The following is a 21,799-nucleotide window of genomic DNA, read 5'->3' as shown; positions in this document are numbered from 1 at the left end:
GCTGCTGCCTGCTCCGCCCGGCACCGGCCGCCCCCTCACTGCGCCCCTTTCGTGGCGCCTCTGTAACCGGAAGAGACACATGAGCTCCACGACAACCTCCGACCACACAGCAAGGCTGACCGGTCGGACTGTCCCCGCTTCGGGGCCCGGCACCGCAACCGATGCGGTGCCGCTGGCTCCGGACCCCACCCGTGTGGCCGACGCTTACCGCATGGTGGTCATGCAGCCCACTACCTTCTGTAACCTGGATTGCCGCTATTGTTACCTGGCGTTGCGTGGCGAACGGCTGGAGATGCCGCCGGGCGTCGCTGCGGCCGTGGCCGCCGACATCGCCGTCCAGGACGACTCCGCCCAGGTCACCGTGCTGTGGCACGGCGGCGAACCGACCGCCCTGTCGCCAGCCAGGTTCCGCCAACTCCTCGAACCCTTCGAGGAGTTGCGTTCAACCGGGCGGGTGCGGCACAGCGTGCAGACAAACGCCACGTTGATCACCGACGAGTGGTGCGAGCTGTTCCGCACCTACGGCTTCTCCGTGGGAGTAAGCCTGGACGGCCCGCCAGACACCACCACCGAGCGCGTCAACCGCGCCGGCCGGCCCGCGCACCAGCAGATCATGGCCGGTGTCCGGCGCCTCCAGGCCGCCGGTCTCGCTCTGTCGGTGATCGCGGTCATCACCCCCGAGACGGTTCATCGGGGGACGGAGATCATCGAGTTCCTGCACGGGGCCGGCTTTGACCGCATCGGGTTCAACCTTGAAGAGCGAGAGGGCGTCAACGAGGACCGGCCGATGGTCGGCCAGGCTGCCGCACGCCGGTTCTGGCGCGAGATCATCACCTACTGCCGGCAAACCGCCACCCCACCGAAAATCCGGGAACTCGGCACCCTCTCCCGCTACCTCGACGGCGGCAACGTCCCTGTCCGTGACGTGCTGCCCACCGTCACCCACAACGGCGACATCGTCCTGCTCTCCCCGGAACTGACCAACCTCACCGTTCCCGAACACGACGACTTCGTGGTCGGCAACATCCTCACCACCCCGATCCAGGACATCCTGACCCGCCATCACACGATCCCCTACGTCGCCGCCTTCGAACGCGGCCTGACCGCCTGCAAAGCCAACTGCCCATTCTGGTCACTGTGCTACGGCGGATACGCCTCCAACCGGTTCTGCGAAACCGGCCGCTTCGATGTCACCGAGACCGCGCACTGCCGCGGCTCCCGCCAAGCCGTCGTCCACGCCGCACTCGACGTGGCCGACCCGGACGCCGACCGCGACCTGGTCGCCGTCCTGTCACCGCACACCCACCGCCCAGGAGATGCTGCATGACCACCACCCCACCCCCGCACACCGAACCGATATCCGACACCAACCCCGCCGCACGCAGCGTCACGGCCGTCCTCGGCTCCTACGACACCTGCGACCCAGGCACCGGCGCCACCGACTTCGACGCCTTCTCCGACGGCGACAGCGGGACCACCCGCCCGTAACCCAACCCGGCGTGACCGACATCGGCTCCTTCGACGACGTCGACAGGTAACGCCACGCGGCCCTGCGGCGCCCACAGGGCGTCGCAGGGCCGCCCATCAGCCCACCGACGTGGCCGCGAGCGGGCGGTTCCACGGTCCGCCACAAAAGTGGACCCGCCGTACCCCCTCGGCGGTCATGGTCGAAGGACCGGACCGCCAGCAGCATGCGCCTGGATCAGCTCAGCAGCCCGGCCGGTGCTGATCCGGCTGCGCGCCATCGCCTCCCGAAAGTGGGCCGGTACCGCCGCCCGGCCGTCGGTCAGCTGCCGCCAGGCATCGGTGACGCTGTGAACCGTCGGGCGACAGGTCAGCCCGGCCTGTTCAGCCCGGTGGGAATCCACCTGCCACGCCGCTGCCGACGGATGCCACAAGGGCAGCCCGCTGGAGGGCACTACGCCGGCTTCGCGCAGCGCCTCATCCGGTACCCAGCGCCACGTCGCGTCCGAACCGGTCACCGTGCGGCAGGCGTCCAGCAGCGCGCCGGTGGTGGTGTGCCTGGCCGGAGCCACCACGTTGAAAACCGAGCGGCGATGTCCGACCAGGGCCTGGTCACAAACGAACGCCGCCACATCACGCACGTCGACCGGACACAGCGGCCGGTCCGGCGCGCCGGGGGCCAACACCTGGCCTCCACCAGCAATCCGCACCAACCACCACCCCAGATCCCCGTCCACGTCGAACGGATCAAGAACCTGGCCAAGCCGCAATATCGCCCACCGGCCGCGCGCAACGGCGCGTACATCGCCTTCGGCCTTGGTGGTCGCTTCCCGCAGGGGCGAGTCCTCGGTAACCGGCTGGTCCGGCCAGTCGGCGTAGGCCGACAGCTGCGACAGATACACATAGCGGCCCACCATCTCCGACAACACCCCACCGGATGCAGCGAGGACGCGAGGACCCCACCCTGCCGCATCGACCACCGCATCCCATCGCCGCCCAGAGCCCAAGCGGCGGCCTGCCCCTGCCACCACGCTCGGCCCCGCTTGCGGGTCATCCCCAGCAGTTGCGGTGACAGCCCAGCGCCGTCGACGAGCCTCAGCAGCGACAGCCCGGCCAACCGGCCGCGAGGATCCCAGCACCAGCAGTGAAAACGGCATTGCGCACTCCCTTCGCGTCCGTGCCCGGTTACTGGTCCACGGGAGCCAGATCAGTAGCGTGGATGATGACCACTTCGCCGGGCGGGCCGGGTACGTCGATGCTGACCTCACCATCACGAGCGGCCAGCGCGATGTGCCGAGTTTCGTCGTGTTGCTCGGCTGCGGTGAGGGCGACCTGGTAGCCGTGGGGCGGCCCGGGCTTGATGGTGCGCAGTTCGTCGTTCCTCAGCCAGGCCGGGGCGATGACTTCGCCAGTCCGTCCCGTGGCGTCGCCGCCGGTTACCCGAACGCGGGTACGCGGTGCCAGCCCAGCGGGCCGTTCGGCGATCAGCGCATCGCGGGCGGCGGCTGCGGCCCACAGGGTGCAGACGTCCACCGCTGGCAACGGGGCGCCGCGGCCGATCCCACGCGGCATGCCGTCGCTGTTGGTCAGCCCAGGTTCGCCTGGCCACGAACGCGTCAACCATGCCCACTGCGAGGCCGCGTTCACGGGCTGTGCGTCTTCGGCGTTCAGGTCCAGCTCTTCGCCGAGCTCGTACACCAGGGCGGGCCCGCCCTGGTCCAGGTGCCACAGCACACTGCCCGTCTCAACATCGGGGACAGCACGTCCCTGTCGCCTGGCCAGGCCTGCGAAGGTGACAGTCAGCACGCCGCGTATCGCTCTTCCGTCCCAAGTATCAGGCGGGTCGAACCCGTGAGCGGCTATCTGGTCCGCACGCTCCATCGCCTGCTGCCAGTCCACCCCGGCTGTCCTCCCGCTGGCTACCCGTACCGACGTTCTCGCCGGACACCGACTCTCTCACGGTATCGGCTCACCCAGGCGGGGGATCGTCGGTCCTGTCGGCGACACGAGAAGCCAGGGTTTGGGGCTTGGTCAGTGATCGCCGAGCGAGAGCGCCACCACGGCACCGAACACCCGCACCCTCTGCTCGCCCATGCCGACCTCGCGCTCACCCTCCACGCGGCCAGCCAAGCCGACGAAGCCCAGGCCCTCATCGAGACGGCGCTGACGACCGCCGCGCGGATGTTGGGCGCCCAGCACCCATCCACCGGACTCCTTCGCCGGACCCAGGGGGCCATAACCGGATAGACAACCGCCCGGCCCGTGGCCAGTCTCCGAGCGGCTAGCCCACTGTGCCCGGCTTGGGCCTCCTGCTCCTCCCCGCGCCCGGCATATGACCGAGACAATGGCGAGGGGCCGCCCCGAAGGCGATGACGCCGATTCGCACCGTCATCGGCCATTGGCCAGAGACGTCCGCGAAGGCCACTGCCACAATGTGTCGCCGACAATCTCCGGGCCGATGACTGCAGAGGCAGGGAATACATGCGAGGAAACCAGCGAAGAACTGTCTCGCACAGCACTCGCGACCGTGACGGCCCCGCTTGTTCGTACTGGCCGGGGTGGAACCCGTGGAAGCCTGCCGCATGATGACCTCCGGTGACGGCGAGACATGGAGACCGATGACCAATGCGTCGCAGTTGGTGAGCGCGGCGTACGCGGCGCAGCTGGAGATCGTCCGCTGTATGCCGGTCGCAGGACGGCACCGGGTGGTGCTCACCGGCGCCGGTGAGCACGCGGGGGCTCAGTCCGTCCAGGACAGTGCGGCGGTCTACCAGGCAGTGGTTGGCCTGCGTGCGCACGAGCTGCCCGCCGGTCTGGCGATGCTGGTCGAGCGGGCTCTCGTTGAAATCGAGGCCCTGCTTGATCTGCGGGCGGACTGGATGCGGCACCGGCCGAATGTCGAAGAGCAGCGTGGAGTGTCTGGCATGACGCTGCTTCAGCGCGTGGAGCGGCGCCAGGTCCCCGGTGTCGATCCGGTGGGGGCCTGGGCCCGCGCTTTGGAGGCCGAGGTGGCGATGCAGGCCGCTACCGGGCCCCTGCACCTGCTGAACTTGGCGCTGGAGGCGGTGACCGGGCGGGATCTGTCGGAAGCATTGCGGCCTTGACCGGGCGTGTAGCTGGCGAGCGCGGACGGCTCTCCTGCATCACGTGCGAGACGTACCTTCGCCGGAGACGCTCCCAGGCTCCGCACGGGGTAAGCCCACCCGACTGCGAACTGGCGGCGCGTCCCTCGCGATGGCCATCGAGCGATCCCAGATGAGGGGGGGCGGGCTGGTGGTCAGGCGCTGTCGCTGACACCGAGGTGGTGGTAGTTGAGGCAGTGTGCCGCCCATTGCGCCGCCTCGCGCATCATCGTCCCGCCGGGCCAGTGCTCGGCGGAGGGCAGTTCAAAGCCTGACGCGGTGTAGGCGATCGGCTGGTGGTATTGGGTGAGTTGACGGAACAGCGCGGACAGCGGCGAGTCATCGTCCAGGTCGTGCCTTCGTTTGGTCAGGGCCTCACGGACGGTGTCCTCGATCTGTGGCTCGCCAATCCGGCCAGGTGTGAGGGCCGCGACGACTTGTTCCACCGGCACCTTGTCCGGCTCTTCCTCGAAGCGGCCCGCGTACAGCACCAGCGCGACGGTGGGCAGGGCATGAGTGAACGGTCCGGAGCTGTAGTGCTTCGGCCACCCCGGCTCGATCAGCGTGGCCGAACGGCGCAGGGCCCTATTCCACCGGTAGTTCATCCAGTCGCTCGTCGACACCGGAAAGTCCAACCGGCCCGCCGCCCACCACAGATCCCGCATGTCTCCCATGCCGACAACCTATTGCCCCGGTGTTGTCATGTCTCCCCGACCGGCTCCGCCGTGTACTCAGGCGGCCTGCTCCACGGCGTCTGGCTCCATCCCGGCTCGCTCATACCTGCTCGGGTCGGCCACGTTGATGGGGCCGATGCCCAGGCTCGGTGCGACCGAAGCCACCGTCATGTACACGGGATCGTTGAATGACCCGCTCTCCAGCCCCTCCTCAATGGTGGGTTCCTGGTGGTGCGGGCGGCTGCTCGCGTAGATGCCGAGGGCGTCGAGGAGATCGATGACGTTGCGGTCGATGCGCCGACGGCAGACGGGATCGGCGTCAACGGTCTGCATGAGGTGATGCCACTGCTCGGCATACGCCCCGGTGGGCGCGGGCCAGCCCAGGCCGCCCGGCGGGGGACACTCGTCCTCGTCTGCGGTCGCGGGCGGGTAGAGCCAGTTGTGCAGGTCGTACGGGTATCCCAGGTACACATCACCGAGCGGTGTGCCGTTGCGGGTGGCAAGGCGCAGGGCCTCGGCGACAGCCGCCACGAGCAGTGGGCGGTCGCCCGGCTCCAACGCCGGAAGGCGTCGCCAGGTCTTGATCGGGGTCTGCTCACGCCAGGCGACCATCGCCTCCGCCCACCGCCACAAATCGGTATAGGGGTGTCGGCCGTAGATCCGCTCGTAGCGCTCGTCCGCCTCCTGCCACCGGGTATGGAACTCCCGGATGAAGGCCTGCTCGTCTGGCGCCAGCGTCATAACGGCAGTCTGCCCGACGGCGAGCCCACACATGCCCCGTTCCCGAACCACGGTTGCTGTCAACGGGCCTGCGCGTGCCGTCGCACCAGCGCTGTCTGGTTCGCCCCAGTGCGGCCTCGATCCGTCCACCGCCAGCTGTCAACCAACGGGTCGGCCCCAGCCATCAGGTGCTGGTGCCCCATCAGTGCATTACGCTCTCCGGCGACACCGGCCCGATGCCTCCACCGGCAGTTCGTGGCGGGACCGGACTGGGCATGTGCCGGTCAGCGGCCTGCCGAATGAGGCATCCTGGGGCGGTGGAGACGACAGCCCGCGCCGCCGGCCGTACCCCCGGCCGTGGAAAGACCGGATCCGGTCCCGGCCGCTCCTTGCCAGTGACGATCGAGGGTGACCACGCGCCCGCCACCGCAGGCGACCGCAGCCCGTCTTCTGCCGCTGCCTGCGACGGTGCGTCGCCAGTGGCCGCCTCCGGTGTCGCGACGGCCGCCTGCGTGGGCGGAGGGCCGGCGACGCCGCGCTGCCCGATGACGAGAACGGGAGGGGACTGCTGATGATGACGTTGACGCGCCAGGCGGACTTCAGTGCGACACACCGCAGCCCGAGGTTGCCGAGCTTCCACGAGTGCCATCTCCAGCACGGGCATCAGTGGTCCGTCAGGCTGGAGGTCGTCGCGAAGGACAACCTCACCGACGACCAGTCAGTGGCGGTCCATACCGCTTTCGCCGAGTTCGACACGTGGGTGGCTGATCGCCTCGAACGCCGCAGCCTCAACGACGTGGACGCCATCCTGAAGGAACGCTGCTCAGCCGACGATCTGGCCCGGTGGATCTTCCTGGAGTGGGACGAGTGGATTCCTCATCTTGACGCGGTCCACGTGGCCGGTCCGCTCAAAGAGAGGTGGTCGAACGGCGCACGCCAGGGTTACGAACGGTACGAGGTCTCTTACCGGGCCGCGGACGACCCGCTCTACGGCAAAGTCTTGTATCCGTTGGACAACGACGACGTACAGGTTGCCGAGGCTCAGTTGTCCTGGGGGGAGGAGGAACGTGGCCCTGAGCACGAGCGGACCGCCGAAACGGTCAAGATCCTCAACGTCCGGTTTGCCGACGGGCATACGCCCTATACGCGCTGGATGCCAGGGAATGATCTGACCATCCGGCATGCGCCGGACGCCCCGTTGCTCCGCGTCGAATCGCTGACCTGCCTCTACCGCTACGACCACCAGTTCAGGCAATGGTGGGCTCCCACCATCACGGCTGCGACGGTCCACGCGCAGGAGACCGGCGACGTACAAGAGCCCCGCGAGGAACGGAGCCTGGGTGCATATGGGGAGTCTTCTGAGGAAACCCCCACTTGGGTGAAGTCGCTGGTGGCGACATACCGGCCGGCACCGGACGATGCCCCGCCGCTGCCGCGGACAACGGCGCGCTCCTGAGGGCCGATCCGTTGATCGTCAGGAACAGTTCGGGTGTTTCAGGGCCCGTGCTGTCTCAACGGACCGGCTCTCGCTGCCCCGTGCCGAGGACGGGGATCGTGCTCACGGCTGTCTCAGGAAATAGCGACAAGCATCGCCCGTTCGAGACCATTGCGAGGCTCGCAGCATGATCGGCGTGGACTGGCAGCAGGCGATGGAGCGAGCCGATCAGATCGCCGCTCGCGGACATCACCCGGCAACGTCGTGGGACGGACGGGGGATTCGTGGCGTGCTGGCGGTCGCCCTGGCGGGCGTGGCCAGGCGCCAGGACCAACCTGTGGCCGAGGTGGAGACCGGCAGCGTGCTGTGGCGCCTCAATCAAGGGCCGGCGATGGCGTACGAACTCGCCAGCGACGAGGGCACGCAGCTGCTGGAAGCCGCATCCGAGTGGGTTTGGTTGATCCGCCGTTGGCCGAGCGAGCCTGCTCTGGCCAAGAGCGGCGGGATGCCGCGAGGGTGTCGCGCGCGGTTCCTGCGAGCCCGCCGTCGACGTGGTCACGAACTCTGCGGCTGAGCAGGATGCGCTTGCCGCCGAGCGGCCAGCAGGCCTGCCACCCCGTACGCGGGTACGAGTGGTCGGCGGCGAGGACGAATACCGCGAAGGCCAAGTGGTACGCCCCGCTGGTTGATGGACGACGAGCACCGCACCGTAGTGCCAGGGTCAAGGCCCGGCTACGAAGTAGACCTCGGCCCAGGCCAGGACAATGAGGTGCGGAGGGTGGTGGTGTCGACCATCGAAGGAGCGATCAAGACGGAGGCCCCCGCTCCGCACAGCGACCGCGTGATCGCACGGGCGGACGACCTCGATCCCCGGGACAAGTAGCCAGTCGCCGTCCGGATTCGAGGGCGAACCCGGGCAAGGCGTAGGCGGGGCTGCCCGTGGACGGACAGAGTGGCCCTCCAGGAGTCGACGATCGCCGACTCCTCAGGCGTCGGTGACCTTGGATCACGCGACACTATCCAAGCGTCCTTCGCAGGCCTTCTGGATGACACGAAGATCGTCAGTCAACAGTCTGTGGGCGGTGTCCATATCCGGCACGGCGTTGATGGCAGCGCTGACCTTCTCCTCCAGGTCCGCGATTGCGTCCTTGGGGAGCACGAAGGTGCCGTAGCGGTAGAAGCCGGTGTCGACTCTGTTGACAACGGTGCGATGGAGCGCGTCCCAGGTACGAAGTGCCGCTGCTCGCTTGTGCTTCTGCTCCTGGAGGCCGTCAGCGTCGCGTATCTCCTCCAAGGCGCGGATCAGTGACTGGGCATCGGAATGCAGCTGAGTGCAGAACTTGCGTACGCGGGTGAGGGTTTTGAGGGAGGTGACTGTGATAGTCACCAACAAGGTCAGGGTCATGTTGAACAGCGGCCCGTCGAGTTTCTTGTCGCTGGAGTTGTACTGAATGAGCCAGATGAACCCCATCGTGCCGCACCAGTTAGCGAACACACGTAGCGCGGCAGCCCGTCCGATGCGGCTGCGAAGCCGTTCAAGGGGGAAATCCTCAGGCTCGAAGCTACCGCCCACGAGGGAGTGAATCACCCAGATCCCGATCAACAGGCTGGCTGCACCACCTCGGTTGTCCTCGAAGAACAGGGAGTTTGTGGCTGCGACCAGAAAGGCGGAGATCAGCGCGCCGTAGAGGAGGAGGGTGAGACTACTCAGCCTTCGCTGCCACTTCCGGTTGAGGGAGTCGAAGAGCGGCCGGGTGATCAGCACGGCGGCTGCGAGCGCGCCCACCGCTCCAAGGCCAGAGGCGACCTTCCACCACCCTTGTTGGCTGACGGCGAACAGATCGAGCCAGCCAGCGATGAACACGGCCGTGAGCCCAAGGATTTCGCGTACCTTGATCGCCCTGTCGTTGATGTATGCAGCGACCTGTTGGGCAGTCGTCATGTGTCTCCTCTTCATGTGAGTCCCAGTCGTGTTCGAGTCGTGACACGAGCATTCCTCGCTTGCTGGTTCCGCCCAGACCCATGAATTCGCCACCCGCACTAGGGTCTTTCCCCAGACTTGCTCCCGTTCCCCATCTCACGGTTTCTCAGCGATGTTGAGCCGAGCCCTCCAGTACGGGGGAGGGCGCCCGGCTGTGTCGGCGCCGTTGTGGTCTCGCGTAGTGGGCTGGGAATGACCACACTGAGCCGGGCGGCTCTCATGACGTTGCACCGAACCAGCGGAGGGGTGGGCGTGGGCACTGTAGATGTGCTGGTGGGTGTAGGCGGAACCGTGATCGGAGGGGTACTCGGGCACATGTTGGCTCTGCGCCAGCAGAGCCTGATCTGGCGGCGAGAGGACCGACGGCTCCTTCAGCAACGCGAACACGCCGAACGAATCGACTTCGGCGTTGAGGTGCGCTTCGTGAGCGTGCACGGGGAAGCCTGGCTCGTAGAACTGGCTGCCATGCTCGACGACAAAGGGCAGGTGCAGTACGCGACCAGCCACCTCACCTTTGAGCTCCGCTGCCTGTATCCCGGCGACCCCCTGGTCGCCGGAGGTGCATACATCGGCGGCCAGGTGTTAATCCCCCACGTCCTCGCCACGGGCTCCTGGCTGCCGCAGGAGTGGGCCGCGACCCTGATCGAACCGGGGCTGACCACCAGGTACAGCTTCGTGGCCAGCGTCCCGCGAGGCGCGACAGCCGTACTGCTGCACGGCGCCTTCCGCTATCGAGCGGGAAGTGACGCCAGCCACCACACCGCCGAATCGTTCCACGCTGTCCCCGACTCCCCAGGCACTGAGTGAGCGCGCAGTTGCGCGCTCTGGCTCATGGCGCCGGAGGAAGTACTGCCGATCCCCGCTCCCGATGGTTAACTCCCCTCCAACTCGACTTCCGGCGGAGCGATTTAGGGCAAACTAAAGTGACGAGAAGAGGGCGACTCTGTGTTAGCGCCGCGGCTGCGCCGGGCGGTTCTGGACAGACGAGTGTGCAGCAGCGTCAGTGGGCAGGCGGCGACGAGTGACGGAGCCAGCAGTGATCAAGGGCGGATATCGCGAGGGCGAACCGATCGAGGGCGCCCCGACCGGTTACCCCGAGGACCATCGGTGGCAGATCGGTGTCGACAGCATCGTCCTCGAACGCTACGACGCCGACGCTGAACGTCACAACATGGTGATCATGGACGACTCGTCGGCGAGCGTCACCGACTACAAGCACGTCTCGGGCATGGAGGCCTTCACATGCCCCTCCTGCGGCAATTTCCGCAGCTTCGTGGCCGAGGGGCGATGGGGCGATCCGCTGACGTTGCACTGCTCCTGCGGCGCCACCGTGACGACGCCCGCCGAGCATACGCGGTTTCCCTCCGCTGACTGGGGCCGCCATCTCCTCCAACGACTCATCCTGTGCGCCGCAGACCCCGCCTACGAGGCGCGACGCCTCCACCAGCAGGTCGTCGCATACCAGGCAGAAGAGGAGAAGCGCCGCGCCACCGACTGGTACAGGGGGCCCGACGATCACGACGTAGCCGTCGTCGCATCCATCGATCCGACAGCCGACGATCTCCGCCAAGCCCTTACCTCGACTCTCCAGCCAAAACTGCCGAAGCGCCACAGCGGCAACCAACTCACGCTGCTCCTGGTCCAGGTCGCTCACGCCCTCGGCACACCCACCGTCGGCGACAGCGACGATGGCCGCCTCCTCGCCGGCACAGTACGCGCCCTGCTGACCGATCTGCAGGAGGAGGCAGCACGCTACGCCCTCACCCGCCGGCCGCTCATGGACCACCTCCGCGCCTGGCAGGCCGAGGGCGGGTCGGCCGAATGGCAGGCCGCCTGGGACCGCACCCTGGATCTGGTCAAGGCGCAATTCAAGGACTGCCGGGTGCGCGACGAGATCTTCAGCAACGGCGCTGCGGCACTGACGACCGCCCTCTACATCATCGCCCGGGAAGAGGGCATCGCCCCAGCCCAGGTGCCGATGGCGTCAGTCCGCGAGATGGCCGACCCCAGGCCCGGCGAACAGACCGTGGACATTCCACAACGGTGGGAAGCCCGGCTGCAGGCGCTCGGTCACGATCTCGACGACCCCAGCGACCCGGTCGCTACCGCGTGGCGCCATCTACGCACCATCGACCGTCCGTATCCGGTCCTGCGGCGGGTGCCAATCGTCGTCGACAGTCTCCAAATGCTCCTCGGCTACAGCCTCGGGATCCACTCCTGAAGGGACGCGGCACCTCACCCGCCGGGATCCGGTCGACTCCATGACAGGGATGAAGTGATCCGTGAGTGAAACCAGCACTTCCGACTTCTACTGCGATGAAGCCCTCAGCGGGAAGACGCCAGTCAACGTGGTCTTGGAGACGGAGACGGTGCTGGCCTTTCACCACACCCGTCCGGCACACCCGGTGCACATCGTGGTGGTGCCGAAGGCTCACACGCCGTCATTGATCGATCTCGGGGAGGGCGGTCCTGCTCTTCTGGCTGAGGTGATGCACGTGGTTAGCCACGTGGCGGCGGAGGTCACGGCGGAGTACGGGGCGTGCGCGGTGATCACAAATCTTGGTGGGTACCAGGAGTCAAAGCATCTCCATGTCCATGTGACGTACCGCGGGTAGGGCGACAGGCAGGTTCGTTCAGATGCGTCATCAACGTCGCTGCGCTGATGTCTATTCGGGTCTGCTTTCACCGGACCGCGAAGCAGCACCGGGTGACGGTGCAGCGCTCATCTCGATCGGCCGAGGTTGAGTCGGCACCCGGACGGGACACGGGGGTACCCCGTCGCCTGGCCCGTCCGCAGCAGCCGTTCCCTGAACGGGCTAGGCGGCGGCGTTCGCAGCGTTGGGCTTGGGCGCAGTCACGTGACCAATGGCTCGTTCGATCGTGATCTCGATGACCACTCGCTCAGGCTCTGGAGTTGGCACGCGCCCGTATCGGTCGCCGTAGCGAGTTACTGCGTCGCCGACCACAGCCGGGTGTGTGCGAACCTCCGCTGTGCCCTCCAGCGTGGCCCAGCGCCCTCCGTCGACTTGGCAGACGGCTACACGGGCTTGACCGGGCTGCGCCGCCAGGATATTGGCGACCTTCCTACTGGATTTGAGGGTAATTACCCGAGCGATACCAGCGTCGGCGTCAATGGTTACACCGACGGGCACAACGTGTGGGCGACCATCGGGACGCACCGTCGTCAGCGTGCACAGGTGGTACTCGTTCCAGAATTCTAGGTAGCCATTGCTTTGGCTGCGTATCGCGTCGTGCATGTCGAGGATCCTAATGGCGAGCGATGTCTCAGCTGTCTCAAAGTGGCCAGGAGCACATTCCGCCTCTTCGATTCTCATGAAGGACGCCAGGGTCATTAGATGCCTGTTTGCTACACACATCCCAATATAAATATCTCGAATCGGTAACGGATGTGAGTACGCCTGGCGTTCTTGACGCAGTCACGACATTTACAGGAATCGCCAGGTCAAGCGCATGATCAAAAATTGATGATACCGATTTGGTGCGGTTTGAGGCGCTGGATCTACCGCCGTGCGACCGTCGCATTCCGGCCTTTTTCTGATTGGGACTTTCGCGTAGTGTCCGACCCAGTCCCCGAAAGCCTGCCAAGGGTGCACGACCTACCATCGCTACCCGTTCGTGTTAGCGATCTTTGGGATTTCGGGAGGTTGCACGCAGGTGCTTGGGTCGGACGGATCCGGCTGTTCGCGACCTAGGACGACGCATGCTTTCTTGATCGCTTCCGGCCCGCCGTGCGATGGGGGCTGAACAATTTCGGGCGTGGCCGTCGCGGGCGGCTTTATGTCGGAGCCAACAGCGGCTGGTGCAAAGGGGTTTACTCATGTGGCCGGGAAGACGTGACCGCGGCGCTGCCGAACCGGCGGTGCCTGGGCAGGGCCGAGCGGGCCGTCGGTGGTTGGGGCAGTGGCGTGGTGCTGAGAAGCAGCCGGTGGAGAAGGACCTGCACCGTCGGCTACGGCGAGAGCTTCAGTCTCTCGGCATCCAGCCGCCGCTGGATGTGGAGGAGCTGTGCCGGGCGCTGGGCGAGCGACGGGGCCGTCCGATCGTCCTGAAGCCCTTCCCGCTGGAGAAGCCAGGGCCGTCGGGGCTGTGGGTGGATACGCCGCAGATGGACGTGATCTTGTACCAGCAGGAGACGACGCGCCTGCACCAAGAGCACATCATCCTGCACGAGGTGGGCCACATCCTGGTCGCCGATGACGAGGACGCCGATGAGGAGCAGGAGGCTCCTGACGACTTCGTCGAGGGCTGGGCCAGCTTGATCCCGGTGCTCGATCCTGCGCTGGTGCGCCGGGTGGCGCGGCGGTGCTCGTACGAAGACGGGGAGGAGTGCGAGGTTGAGCTCGCGGCCACGATCATCCTGGAGTGGTCGTCGGTGCTCGACGAAGTGCCCCCTCTGGCGGAGGATCCCGCGCTTCGCCGCGTCCAGTCGGCACTCGGTGACCGGCGGGGATGGCTGTAGCGGTGACCGACCTGATCCTCCTGGGCCTGGCGGCGGCTGTCGCCTGGAAGCTGTACCAGTGGTGGCGTGCCCCACGGGACGCACCGGTGCGTTGCGTGGCGTTGTGCCTGCTGACCGCCGTCCTGTCCTATCCCCTGGCCATGCCCGGCGGCACTTCGGGAGTCGACACCGTGGCCGGATACGGCACGGCGAAGCTGCTGCAGAACGTGCTGCTGTTGCTGACGGTCTACTTCCTGATGTGCTTCTATCTGTACTCGGCCGACGGGCCCAGTGCCCGCCGCCGGGCCCGCCGGGAGGCCGTCGTCGTGGCCCTGGTCGCGGTGGCGATCACGGTGGCGGCGCTGTCGGTTCCGCGCGAGGTCTTCGCCGGTTCGTTCAGCACGGCAGACATGACGATTGCGCAGATCGCCTTCTTCTATGCCGGCGCGGGCCTGTACCTGATGTACGCCCTGGGCGTGGCCGGGCGGTGGACGCGCCAGTACGCCCGCATGTCACGGCGCCCGCACGCCACCGGGCTGTGGATGGCCGCGACCGGCTTGACCGCGATGGCCGTGGCCTGCGCCGTCCGCGCGGTCATCGTCACCGTCCGGTGGAGCGGACGGAGCGTTCCGCAGCCGCTCATGGCCACGGTGGCGCTGGGGCTGGTGGTGTCGATCCTGCTGTTCGTCGCGGGCGTCACCTACTCGGGGGCCCGCGCCCGGACCACGGCGGTACGGCTCTGGCTGCGCCGTCGGCGTGATCACCGGCGGCTGGTCCCGCTGTGGCAGCTGCTGTCCGAGGCCTACCCGGAAAACGTGCTGCCCCCTGGTTCGACGGCGCTGTGGGACCGGTGGCGTGCACACGGCGTGCACCGGCGCTACCACCGGCGGATCGTGGAGTGCCGTGACGGCCTGGTCGACATCAGCCCCTACCTGGTCGAAGAATCCGAGGACACCGATGTCCTCGACCTTCCTCCCGCCGTGTTGGCCGAACGTCTCCGCCGGGCTGTGGGCACAATCGGAAGCGGCACCCCTGCTCCGCGTGCGGCGGTGCCTCTGGCGATGCCTGCCGGGGACGACCGGGAAGCCGATGTCCGTCAGCTGATCGCGGTGTCGGACGCCCTGCGCCTGTCCGCGTGACGACCAAGGATTTCAAAGGAACTGAGGAGACAAGATGCTGATCACCGCTGCCCGGGTTCTGGTCGGCTCCGGGGCTTACCTGGACGACGGTGCGGTCCTGGTGACAGGCGACACGATCGCCGCGGTGGGGCCACGGGCACAGGTCGAGGAACAGGCCGGCCCGACCGTGGCGCGTCTAGGGTTCCCGGACGGCACGGTCGTGCCCGGTCTCATCGACGCCCACGTCCACCTCGCGTTCGACGGCGGTGCGGACCCCGTCGCCGCCCTGGGCGAATCGGGCGACGAGACCTTGTTGACGGAGATGCGCCGCCGTGCGCAGCAGCTCCTGACCAGCGGCGTGACGACGGTGCGGGACCTGGGTGACCGCAACGGCCTCGCCCTGCGTCTGGATCGCGAGATCGCCGGCGGCGGCACGCCGGGCCCGCGGATCGTGTCCGCGGGCACGCCCCTGACCCCGCCCGGCGGTCACTGCCACTTCCTCGGCGGCGAAGTCTCCGGGGCAGCGGAGGTCCGCGACCTGGTGCGACGCAACATCGCGGCGGGCGCGGGCGTGATCAAGGCGATGGTGACCGGCGGCGGGCTGACCAAGGACGGGCCCAAGAGCTGGGAGAGCCAGTTCACCTCCGAGGAACTGCGGGTCCTGGTGGACGAGGCCCACCAGGCCGGCGTTCCGGTGGCTGCCCACGCCCACGGCACGGACGGCATCACCGCGGCCGTGGAAGCGGGCGTGGACACGATCGAGCACTGCACGTGGATGACCAGCGACGGCTTCGACCTGCGGCAGGACGTCCTGAAGCGGATCATCGACGAAGGCATCGCCGTATGCCCGGCGGTCAGCCCTCACTGGCAGATGCTTCCCCGTTTCTTCGGTGAAGAGCGGGCCGCAGCCATGTTCGATCTCGTACGGCAGATGGCCGAGGCCGGCGCCCGCCTCATCGCGGGAACCGACGCAGGCGTCCAGCGGGCCGGCTTCGACGGGCTGGTGTCCGCGCTGTCGTTCTACGCACACCTCGGCGTGCCGAACAGCACGATCCTCGACATGGCGACCGTGAACGCGGCGGACGCGCTGGGGCTGGGCGAGACGACCGGCCGGATCGCTCCCGGATTCCGTGCGGATCTGCTGGTGATCGACGGCGATCCCCTCGAAGACCTCGGCGCGCTGAAGTCTGTTCGGGCCGTGGTCGCCGCAGGCCGGGATCGCGGGCCGCGCGAGAGCGCCGCACAGCAGTAGCGCCACCGGCACCCAGCACCCTGTCCGGGGCTTTGTGCAGCACGGGACAGGGTGCTTAGTCGTTCGCCTCGGGCTGTCTCTCCTCCAGCTCCGTGACCAGGTCGTTGACGAACTCCATGACGTTCGCCGGCAAGCCCTGGGGTCCCATCCCGCGTCCCCTGACTCGGCCCACCCTTCCCTTCCTTGACGCCGACAGAAGCCGCAGGCCCTCGTAGACCTGACGCGCCACAGCATCGTCCGGCTGGAAGTACAGCGGGGACACCGCGAGGAATGCGGACAAGCCCTCAAGAACGACCGGTGGGGCCGTTTCCTCAGCGCCGGTCCGCAGATCCCGGACGTCCTCTGCGGAGGTGACCTGCGCTCCGGCATGCGCGTTGACCGCATCGGCGATCTCCGCATCCGTCGGCGGCCCCTGCGGCCCGGGATACGAGCGCTCCAGGATCAGGGTGATCTTCTCGGCCAGCGTGCCGGGCGTGCCTGCAGGGGCTGCCGGGAAAGCCTCGGCGTCCGCTGACTCCGCTCCGCCGCCCGGGGCCTGCGCCTTGGCGATCGACCGATCCTCGGCCCGCCGCAGGTCCTCCTCGCGCACCCCGTAGGCAGCCGCTAGCTCCGGGATGTACTTGTCCTTGAGCCGCCGCGCCCCGCGTTCGGCCCCGGCCACCGGTCCGGCACTCTTGGTTCCGATCAGCGCCGCCGTCTCGTACTGGTAATAGCCGGCATCGCACCGCAGATCCGTCAGATCGGGCAGCCCTGTCCGCGGAAACAGCTCGTCCAGCCCCCGCTGGAGGACGCGGGCCAGCGCGGGCAGTTTCTCCGCGTCGGGGACTGCGTCCCCCGTCTCCCAGCCGGCGACTGTCGAGTCGGCCACGCCGAGGGCCGCGGCCACCTCGGCCTGCGAGATCTCGGCAGCCCGCCGTACCGTGCGGACACGGCCCCGGTCGAAGTGACGAGCGGACATCCCACCACCATTTTCCTTCGAACCGATGGAACCTCGGCTCGTTGACTTTTCCCTTGCTCCGGAATAGCTTCAGCTTAGCGAAATCCGGGGAGCGTCGCACGCTTACTCGATCTTCGCCTTCGGCCGCCTCCTGGCTTGCCGGGACCGGAGGAAGCAAAGAGAGGGGAGCCTGCCGTGTGCCAGGTGCGGGGCGACCCCGTCATCGGCGTCCGGAATCTCGCGCCCCGGACGCTGGCCAGCCCATCGCCCGCTCCGCCGGGCGGGCACGAAGACCGTCCAGACGCTGCTCGGCGTCGCGAGTTGTGGAGAGTTCTCTGGTCAAGTCTGGATCTTGACGCGGTGTCGCACACCGACTGCCCTCCACGAAGGGTCGAACGTCTCGGCCGACGCGGCGGGTTGTACCCCCTTCCGCGCTCGCTACCCCTGCACCGACCTCGGGCGGGCAACCCGGCCACGTGACTGGCATATGCCTAGCGGGAGGGTGAGAACGGCCTGGACGTGTGGCAGAGGTGCTCATATGGTGCTGGTCGCCGCGCAGGTAACGCGACGGGCCGGACGGCGAATTGAGGAGAAACCAATGACGTGCATGCCGCCCTGAGGGCGCGCGGAGCGCACATGACACCGGCGTCCGGGAGTTAGCAGCTCCCAGACGCCGGGCCGCAGCCCCGAAGAGCTGCGGATTCACTACCAAGCGGTTCGGCCGGACCTTTTCCACGAGACGGCCGCCTCGCTCACCATGAACGAAGGATACTCGCATGTCCGAGCACCCGAGCGGAAGCACCAACTCCGCTGAGGCCAGCGGCCAGCAGCGCCGCCTGGCCGGCCTCCTCGCCGACCTGGTCCCCGGAGCCGCCACCTTCCGCGTGACCCTCCACGACCCGGCCACGGCCTGGCCGCGCCCCCACGCCCGCGCGTACGACGAGGACGGCGAGCCGCTTACTCTCACCCGCACCCTGGCGATCACTGCCGCCCGCTGGATCATCCGTACCCACCCGGAGATCGCGGGCGGAGAGGTGTACACCTTCGACCTCGCCACCGCGCAACTGCGTCGCGCCGCCATGCCGACTGCCGCAGGCCGGCGGCGCTGACGTGGCGAGAATCCGCACCATCAAACCCGAGGCTTTCACCAGCGAGTCCCTCGCGAAGGTCAGCATCTCCGCTGAGCGGACCTTCTTCGGTCTGCTCACCCAGGCTGACGACCACGGCCGACATCGCGACCAGGCGGCGATCATCGCCGGGCTGCTGTGGCCGCTACGGCCGGAGCACACCGCGATGTGCGTGGAGGAGGACCTCACCCAACTGGAGGCGGCCGGGCTCATCTGCCGCTACAAGGGATGCGACGGCAAGCCGTACCTGCACGTGGTGACCTGGTTCCAGCACCAGAAGATCAACAATCCCTCGGCCTCCCGGCTGCCCGGCTGCTCCGAGCATCAGCACCAGAAGCAGTGCGGCGTCTGCAAGGCCACCCCCTGCGCCAAGCCCGCCGTCCGCCTCACGCCGTCCACGGTCATGGAGGGCTCGGTGAGTCCTCACCCAGAGCTCACCGAGCCTTCCGGTAGCCCTACCGCAGGGCTCACCGAACACTCCCTTCGCTCTGCCGTAGCGGCCGAATCCGCAGGTCAAAACGCCCTTGCCGAGGAGTCACCCAGCCCTACCGCAGGACTGGGTGAGGACTACGTGAGCCCTACCGAAGGGCTCAGTGAGGGCTCGGGTACTGGATCTAGGATCTTGGATCCTGGATCTTCTAATCCTTCGGGGCGCACAGCGCCCGCACCAGCACCATCGGCGCGAGCCTTGATCGGAGAGTACGTCGCCGGGTGCTCCAGCCGCCCGCCCAAAGACGTGCTCGGCCATCTCGGACGGAAGATCAACCAGCTGCTGGACGAGGGCATCGCCCCGGAACACATCCGGGCCGGGCTGGAGCGCTTCCGTGCCAAACCGATGCACCCGTCGGTCCTGCCGAGCCTGGTCAACGAGGCGATGAACGCCGGGCCGGGTCGTTTGGTGCGGCCGGAAATCCGGTCTAACGTGCCCGGTCACACGGCGTGGACCAACCCGGTCGACGCTGCCGCCGCCTACGCCGAGGAGCTCTAGATGCGCGACCGTAACCGCGACCCCAAGCCCCTTGGCGGTGAGGGCACCATGGCCCGCATCGCCCGGATCCTGGCCGCCCGCAACATCGATGCGACCGCCGCGCCGGTGCAGGACGCGCTGGAGCCGATCGCTGCGCTGGAGGCGGCCGAGGCCCGGATCCCGATGCGCTACCGCAGCGCGGTCGCCGACCACCCGCAGGTCGATGCCTGGGTCCGCACCGTTGCTTCGGCGGCCGTCGCGCCCAGCCAGGGCGCGCGGCGCCAGGTGCGCACCGGCCCGTCGCTCCTGCTCGTCGGCACCACCGGCACGGGCAAGACGCACCTGGCCTACGGCGGAATCCGGGCGCTGGTCGGTGCCGGGGTCGGGGTGCGCTGGCACGCCACCACCTCCGCCGACCTGTACGCCCACCTGCGCCCCCGGCCCGGCACCGACCCTGAGCGCGAGCTGCGAGCGCTGTCCCGATGCCCGCTGCTCATCCTGGACGACCTCGGTGCGGCCAAGACCTCGGAGTGGACCGAGGAGATCACCTACCGGCTGGTCAACCACCGCTACAACGAGATGCTGCCGACCCTGGTCACCACCAACCTGGCCATCCGCGACCTGCGCCAGGCCGTCGGTGACCGGGTCGCCTCCCGGCTGGCGGAGATGACCGAGCGCGTCGTGCTGACCGGCACCGACCGCAGACGCGGTCACACCGCCTGACCGGCCCATAGGTCATCCCACGGGGCGGCCCCACCGCCGTGCCCCGCACACCTCCCCGACCACGCCCAACCCTCCGCCGACGCCCCCGCCGGGCGCGTGGAGGGCGATCGGAGACACCCCGCGCATGCCCAAGACCTCGATGACCCCTGCCCACCAGCCTCGCACGCTCGGCGACCACACCTGGCAGGACCGGGCCGCCTGCCGCTCCACCGACGACCACGTTGTCGACCCCGAGCTGTTCTTCCCCGAGCCCGACGAGACCGACAAGATCGCCGCCGCCAAGGCCCTGTGCGCCCAGTGCCCGGTCCGGCGCACCTGCCTGGAAGCCGCCCTGGAAAACCTCGACCGCGACGGCATCCGAGGCGGCTTGACTGAGGAAGAGCGCGAACCGCTGCACGAAAACCTCCCGCTCCGCCTGGACTACGCCCGCGTCAACGCTGTCCTGGCCGGGCGCGACATCCACCTGACCAAGAGGGAACGCGAGACCGTCGAGCGGGCCGCCTTCCACGCCGGCATCCCGGCCCGACGCCTCGCCTGGCTGCTGAAGATCACCGACGAGCACGCCGACAAGCTCTACCGTCGGTCCCGCCGACGCCTACGCAATGCCACCATGTCCCCGGCCACGCCCAAGAAGCGTGGGCGCCCGAAGAAGAAGACAGCCGCAACCCGCGATGATGTCCGGGCGGCGGCGTGAGTACCGGCGTGCCGATACCGGTGCGGATGACCGGCTGGGACCGTGCGGCCATCATGGCCCTGGGGGCGGCGGGTTGCGCGCTGTCGTATGACGCGCTGCAGCAGATCGCCGTTGCCATCCACGTCCGAGGTGTCCTCACCTACCTCTTCCCCCTGGTGATCGACGGCTTCATCGCCTACGGGGTCCGTGCGCTGGTGGTCCTGCGCGCGGCGCGGTTCGCAGCCCGGCTGTACGTGTGGACGCTGTTCGGAACCGCGACCTCGGCCAGTATCTGGGCCAACGCCCTGCACGCAGTCCGCCTCAACGAGCAGTTCTTCACCAAGGGCGAGCTGCGGCTGGGGGACACCGCGGTCGGTGTCCTGTCCACCATCGCCCCGCTGGCCCTGGCCGGAGCAGTCCACCTGTACATCCTCATCGCTCGCCGGGTGACCGAGACCGCTGTCCCCGCTCCCCTCGGACACCTGTCCGCCGCTGGTCACCACATTGACCGGATCGAGGCCGACCAGCCGGATACCACCGGCGCTGGTCAGGTCACGGTCACTCCCGGACAGCAGCCCGCCGAGCTGACTGGGACACCCGGACAGGACACCGACCGTGCCGGACAGGACAGTGACCGAGCATCGGTCATCCCATCCAATACGCGCCAGGCCCCCGGGACATCGCCGGTCCAGGACACCGCCGGTCACCGGATGACTCGGGTGACCGACCCGCTGGGCGGGCCGGTCACCCGACCTGCCCAGACGGTCACTCGGTCACCCGGTCAGGGTGCTGATCAGGTCGGTCACCCGGAAGCCAGACCCGCGCCGGTCACCTGGCCACACGGTGACCGACCGATGACCTCGGCGCTGGAGACCGTCCCGGTCACCCACCCGGTCACTTCGGTCAGTGGTGACCGGGTGGCCGATCCGGTGACCGAGGAACTGCTGCCGATCGCCCGCAAGGCGGTCACCGACACCGGCCGGGCCACCCGCGCGGTGGTCGCCGAGGCCATCCGGGGACAGGGTCTCCCGCTGTCCAACCAGCGGCTGACCGACCTGATGCGAGCTGTCCGGGACGAGCCCGGACAGCTCACCCAGGACCGCGTCGGCTGACCGATCGCACCCGCCGGGGGCGGGTGGCCGGCCGG

24 protein-coding genes are annotated in these 21,799 nt (G+C 68.1%); 16 read left to right on the top strand and 8 right to left on the bottom strand.

Translation table 11 applies throughout. The annotated features are described in order from the left end of the window. Positions 1 to 79: 79 nt before the first annotated feature. Both amcB and ACFXJ5_RS09260 read left to right on the top strand, forming a co-directional pair. Positions 80 to 1,327, top strand: coding sequence for a cyclophane-forming radical SAM peptide maturase AmcB (gene amcB, locus ACFXJ5_RS09265; RefSeq protein WP_384629073.1), 1,248 nt, complete (start codon positions 80 to 82; stop codon positions 1,325 to 1,327). Continuing rightward, the gene (locus ACFXJ5_RS09260; protein ID WP_384629071.1) at positions 1,324 to 1,488 is read left to right on the top strand and encodes a hypothetical protein; all 165 of its coding nucleotides are present in this window, start codon (positions 1,324 to 1,326) and stop codon (positions 1,486 to 1,488) included. Before amcB ends, ACFXJ5_RS09260 begins: the two co-directional genes overlap by 4 nt. Positions 1,489 to 1,661: 173 nt before the next feature. On the opposite strand, the gene ACFXJ5_RS09255 is transcribed toward ACFXJ5_RS09260, so the two are convergent. The 3 genes from ACFXJ5_RS09255 to ACFXJ5_RS09245 form a co-directional block, all read right to left on the bottom strand. Then, positions 1,662 to 2,390 carry an NAD-dependent epimerase gene (locus ACFXJ5_RS09255; RefSeq protein ID WP_384629068.1) on the bottom strand — a complete coding sequence of 243 codons (729 nt, stop codon included), beginning with the start codon at positions 2,388 to 2,390 and terminating at the stop codon, positions 1,662 to 1,664. 259 nt (positions 2,391 to 2,649) lie between these two features. After that, positions 2,650 to 3,363, bottom strand: coding sequence for a hypothetical protein (locus tag ACFXJ5_RS09250; RefSeq protein WP_384629066.1), 714 nt, complete (start codon positions 3,361 to 3,363; stop codon positions 2,650 to 2,652). A 132-nt stretch (positions 3,364 to 3,495) separates the two neighbouring features. Next, a complete protein-coding gene (locus tag ACFXJ5_RS09245) occupies positions 3,496 to 3,663 on the bottom strand; it encodes a hypothetical protein (RefSeq protein ID WP_384629064.1) in 168 nt (55 codons plus the stop codon). Positions 3,664 to 4,082: 419 nt separating this feature from the next. On the opposite strand from ACFXJ5_RS09245, the gene ACFXJ5_RS09240 reads away from it, so the two are divergent. Next, on the top strand, positions 4,083 to 4,568 hold the full coding sequence (locus ACFXJ5_RS09240) for a hypothetical protein (protein WP_384629062.1): 486 nt from the start codon (positions 4,083 to 4,085) through the stop codon (positions 4,566 to 4,568). 173 nt (positions 4,569 to 4,741) lie between these two features. Here the strand turns inward: ACFXJ5_RS09240 and ACFXJ5_RS09235 are convergent, their stop codons facing one another. Continuing rightward, positions 4,742 to 5,260 carry a hypothetical protein gene (locus ACFXJ5_RS09235; RefSeq protein WP_384629059.1) on the bottom strand — a complete coding sequence of 173 codons (519 nt, stop codon included), beginning with the start codon at positions 5,258 to 5,260 and terminating at the stop codon, positions 4,742 to 4,744. A 57-nt stretch (positions 5,261 to 5,317) separates the two neighbouring features. Further along, the gene (locus tag ACFXJ5_RS09230; protein ID WP_384629057.1) at positions 5,318 to 6,001 is read right to left on the bottom strand and encodes a hypothetical protein; all 684 of its coding nucleotides are present in this window, start codon (positions 5,999 to 6,001) and stop codon (positions 5,318 to 5,320) included. 550 nt (positions 6,002 to 6,551) lie between these two features. On the opposite strand from ACFXJ5_RS09230, the gene ACFXJ5_RS09225 reads away from it, so the two are divergent. After that, positions 6,552 to 7,436 carry a 6-pyruvoyl tetrahydropterin synthase family protein gene (locus ACFXJ5_RS09225; protein ID WP_384629055.1) on the top strand — a complete coding sequence of 295 codons (885 nt, stop codon included), beginning with the start codon at positions 6,552 to 6,554 and terminating at the stop codon, positions 7,434 to 7,436. Positions 7,437 to 7,602: 166 nt separating this feature from the next. Continuing rightward, a complete protein-coding gene (locus ACFXJ5_RS09220; protein ID WP_384629052.1) occupies positions 7,603 to 7,989 on the top strand; it encodes a hypothetical protein in 387 nt (128 codons plus the stop codon). A gap of 432 nt (positions 7,990 to 8,421) precedes the next feature. Here the strand turns inward: ACFXJ5_RS09220 and ACFXJ5_RS09215 are convergent, their stop codons facing one another. Continuing rightward, positions 8,422 to 9,357 carry a hypothetical protein gene (locus ACFXJ5_RS09215; protein ID WP_384629049.1) on the bottom strand — a complete coding sequence of 312 codons (936 nt, stop codon included), beginning with the start codon at positions 9,355 to 9,357 and terminating at the stop codon, positions 8,422 to 8,424. Positions 9,358 to 9,711: 354 nt separating this feature from the next. Between ACFXJ5_RS09215 and ACFXJ5_RS09210 the strand changes: the two genes are divergently transcribed. The 3 genes from ACFXJ5_RS09210 to ACFXJ5_RS09200 all read left to right on the top strand — a co-directional run bounded on the left by ACFXJ5_RS09210 (position 9,712) and on the right by ACFXJ5_RS09200 (position 12,011). Then, positions 9,712 to 10,203, top strand: a complete 492-nt coding sequence (locus ACFXJ5_RS09210) for a hypothetical protein (RefSeq protein WP_384629046.1) — start codon at positions 9,712 to 9,714, stop codon at positions 10,201 to 10,203. Between the two features lie 229 nt (positions 10,204 to 10,432). Further along, the gene (locus tag ACFXJ5_RS09205; RefSeq protein ID WP_384629043.1) at positions 10,433 to 11,617 is read left to right on the top strand and encodes a hypothetical protein; all 1,185 of its coding nucleotides are present in this window, start codon (positions 10,433 to 10,435) and stop codon (positions 11,615 to 11,617) included. 61 nt (positions 11,618 to 11,678) lie between these two features. Continuing rightward, complete coding sequence (locus ACFXJ5_RS09200) at positions 11,679 to 12,011, top strand: HIT domain-containing protein (RefSeq protein ID WP_384629040.1); 333 nt, start codon at positions 11,679 to 11,681, stop codon at positions 12,009 to 12,011. A 201-nt stretch (positions 12,012 to 12,212) separates the two neighbouring features. Here the strand turns inward: ACFXJ5_RS09200 and ACFXJ5_RS09195 are convergent, their stop codons facing one another. Beyond that, positions 12,213 to 12,653: a pyridoxamine 5'-phosphate oxidase family protein gene (locus ACFXJ5_RS09195; protein WP_384629037.1), complete on the bottom strand. Its 441-nt coding sequence runs from the start codon at positions 12,651 to 12,653 to the stop codon at positions 12,213 to 12,215. A 689-nt stretch (positions 12,654 to 13,342) separates the two neighbouring features. Here ACFXJ5_RS09195 and ACFXJ5_RS09190 point away from each other — a divergent pair. From ACFXJ5_RS09190 to ACFXJ5_RS09180, 3 genes are read left to right on the top strand one after another with little or no spacing between them, the layout of a single operon-like run. Then, complete coding sequence (locus ACFXJ5_RS09190) at positions 13,343 to 13,876, top strand: hypothetical protein (RefSeq protein WP_384629034.1); 534 nt, start codon at positions 13,343 to 13,345, stop codon at positions 13,874 to 13,876. Positions 13,877 to 13,878: 2 nt separating this feature from the next. Next, positions 13,879 to 14,994 carry an MAB_1171c family putative transporter gene (locus ACFXJ5_RS09185; protein WP_384629032.1) on the top strand — a complete coding sequence of 372 codons (1,116 nt, stop codon included), beginning with the start codon at positions 13,879 to 13,881 and terminating at the stop codon, positions 14,992 to 14,994. A 34-nt stretch (positions 14,995 to 15,028) separates the two neighbouring features. Continuing rightward, positions 15,029 to 16,225, top strand: a complete 1,197-nt coding sequence (locus ACFXJ5_RS09180; RefSeq protein WP_384629029.1) for an amidohydrolase family protein — start codon at positions 15,029 to 15,031, stop codon at positions 16,223 to 16,225. A 55-nt stretch (positions 16,226 to 16,280) separates the two neighbouring features. Here the strand turns inward: ACFXJ5_RS09180 and ACFXJ5_RS09175 are convergent, their stop codons facing one another. Continuing rightward, complete coding sequence (locus tag ACFXJ5_RS09175) at positions 16,281 to 17,183, bottom strand: helix-turn-helix transcriptional regulator (protein ID WP_384629026.1); 903 nt, start codon at positions 17,181 to 17,183, stop codon at positions 16,281 to 16,283. Positions 17,184 to 17,938: 755 nt separating this feature from the next. Here ACFXJ5_RS09175 and ACFXJ5_RS09170 point away from each other — a divergent pair. From ACFXJ5_RS09170 to ACFXJ5_RS09150, 5 genes are all read left to right on the top strand, one after another. Continuing rightward, positions 17,939 to 18,271 (top strand): transcriptional regulator, encoded by a 333-nt coding sequence (locus tag ACFXJ5_RS09170; protein ID WP_384629023.1) that lies wholly within the window; start codon positions 17,939 to 17,941, stop codon positions 18,269 to 18,271. Between the two features lies 1 nt (position 18,272). Then, complete coding sequence (locus ACFXJ5_RS09165; protein WP_384629021.1) at positions 18,273 to 19,277, top strand: hypothetical protein; 1,005 nt, start codon at positions 18,273 to 18,275, stop codon at positions 19,275 to 19,277. After that, the gene (locus ACFXJ5_RS09160; protein WP_384629018.1) at positions 19,278 to 19,979 is read left to right on the top strand and encodes an ATP-binding protein; all 702 of its coding nucleotides are present in this window, start codon (positions 19,278 to 19,280) and stop codon (positions 19,977 to 19,979) included. Positions 19,980 to 20,103: 124 nt separating this feature from the next. Then, entirely contained in the window at positions 20,104 to 20,673 is a 570-nt protein-coding gene (locus ACFXJ5_RS09155; protein ID WP_384629015.1) for a WhiB family transcriptional regulator, read from the top strand. After that, on the top strand, positions 20,670 to 21,764 hold the full coding sequence (locus ACFXJ5_RS09150; protein WP_384629012.1) for a DUF2637 domain-containing protein: 1,095 nt from the start codon (positions 20,670 to 20,672) through the stop codon (positions 21,762 to 21,764). The genes ACFXJ5_RS09155 and ACFXJ5_RS09150 overlap by 4 nt, the downstream gene beginning before the upstream one ends. Positions 21,765 to 21,799 lie beyond the last annotated feature (35 nt).

The organism is Streptomyces sp. NPDC059373 (assembly GCF_042751495.1).
Lineage (GTDB): Bacteria > Actinomycetota > Actinomycetes > Streptomycetales > Streptomycetaceae > Actinacidiphila.
This window is presented reverse-complemented; position numbering and strand designations above follow the sequence as displayed.

Excerpts from the sequence above, each read along its gene's own strand:
- ACFXJ5_RS09235 (WP_384629059.1), bottom strand. The coding sequence starts at position 5,260 with ATGGGAGACATGCGGGATCTGTGGTGGGCGGCGGGCCGGTTGGACTTT.
- ACFXJ5_RS09170 (WP_384629023.1), top strand. The coding sequence starts at position 17,939 with ATGTCCGAGCACCCGAGCGGAAGCACCAACTCCGCTGAGGCCAGCGGC.
- ACFXJ5_RS09160 (WP_384629018.1), top strand. The coding sequence starts at position 19,278 with ATGCGCGACCGTAACCGCGACCCCAAGCCCCTTGGCGGTGAGGGCACC.
- ACFXJ5_RS09195 (WP_384629037.1), bottom strand. The coding sequence starts at position 12,653 with ATGCACGACGCGATACGCAGCCAAAGCAATGGCTACCTAGAATTCTGG.
- ACFXJ5_RS09155 (WP_384629015.1), top strand. The coding sequence starts at position 20,104 with ATGCCCAAGACCTCGATGACCCCTGCCCACCAGCCTCGCACGCTCGGC.
- ACFXJ5_RS09175 (WP_384629026.1), bottom strand. The coding sequence starts at position 17,183 with ATGTCCGCTCGTCACTTCGACCGGGGCCGTGTCCGCACGGTACGGCGG.
- ACFXJ5_RS09220 (WP_384629052.1), top strand. The coding sequence starts at position 7,603 with ATGATCGGCGTGGACTGGCAGCAGGCGATGGAGCGAGCCGATCAGATC.
- ACFXJ5_RS09180 (WP_384629029.1), top strand. The coding sequence starts at position 15,029 with ATGCTGATCACCGCTGCCCGGGTTCTGGTCGGCTCCGGGGCTTACCTG.
- ACFXJ5_RS09240 (WP_384629062.1), top strand. The coding sequence starts at position 4,083 with ATGACCAATGCGTCGCAGTTGGTGAGCGCGGCGTACGCGGCGCAGCTG.
- ACFXJ5_RS09230 (WP_384629057.1), bottom strand. The coding sequence starts at position 6,001 with ATGACGCTGGCGCCAGACGAGCAGGCCTTCATCCGGGAGTTCCATACC.
- ACFXJ5_RS09210 (WP_384629046.1), top strand. The coding sequence starts at position 9,712 with ATGTTGGCTCTGCGCCAGCAGAGCCTGATCTGGCGGCGAGAGGACCGA.
- amcB (WP_384629073.1), top strand. The coding sequence starts at position 80 with ATGAGCTCCACGACAACCTCCGACCACACAGCAAGGCTGACCGGTCGG.
- ACFXJ5_RS09225 (WP_384629055.1), top strand. The coding sequence starts at position 6,552 with ATGATGACGTTGACGCGCCAGGCGGACTTCAGTGCGACACACCGCAGC.
- ACFXJ5_RS09260 (WP_384629071.1), top strand. The coding sequence starts at position 1,324 with ATGACCACCACCCCACCCCCGCACACCGAACCGATATCCGACACCAAC.
- ACFXJ5_RS09215 (WP_384629049.1), bottom strand. The coding sequence starts at position 9,357 with ATGACGACTGCCCAACAGGTCGCTGCATACATCAACGACAGGGCGATC.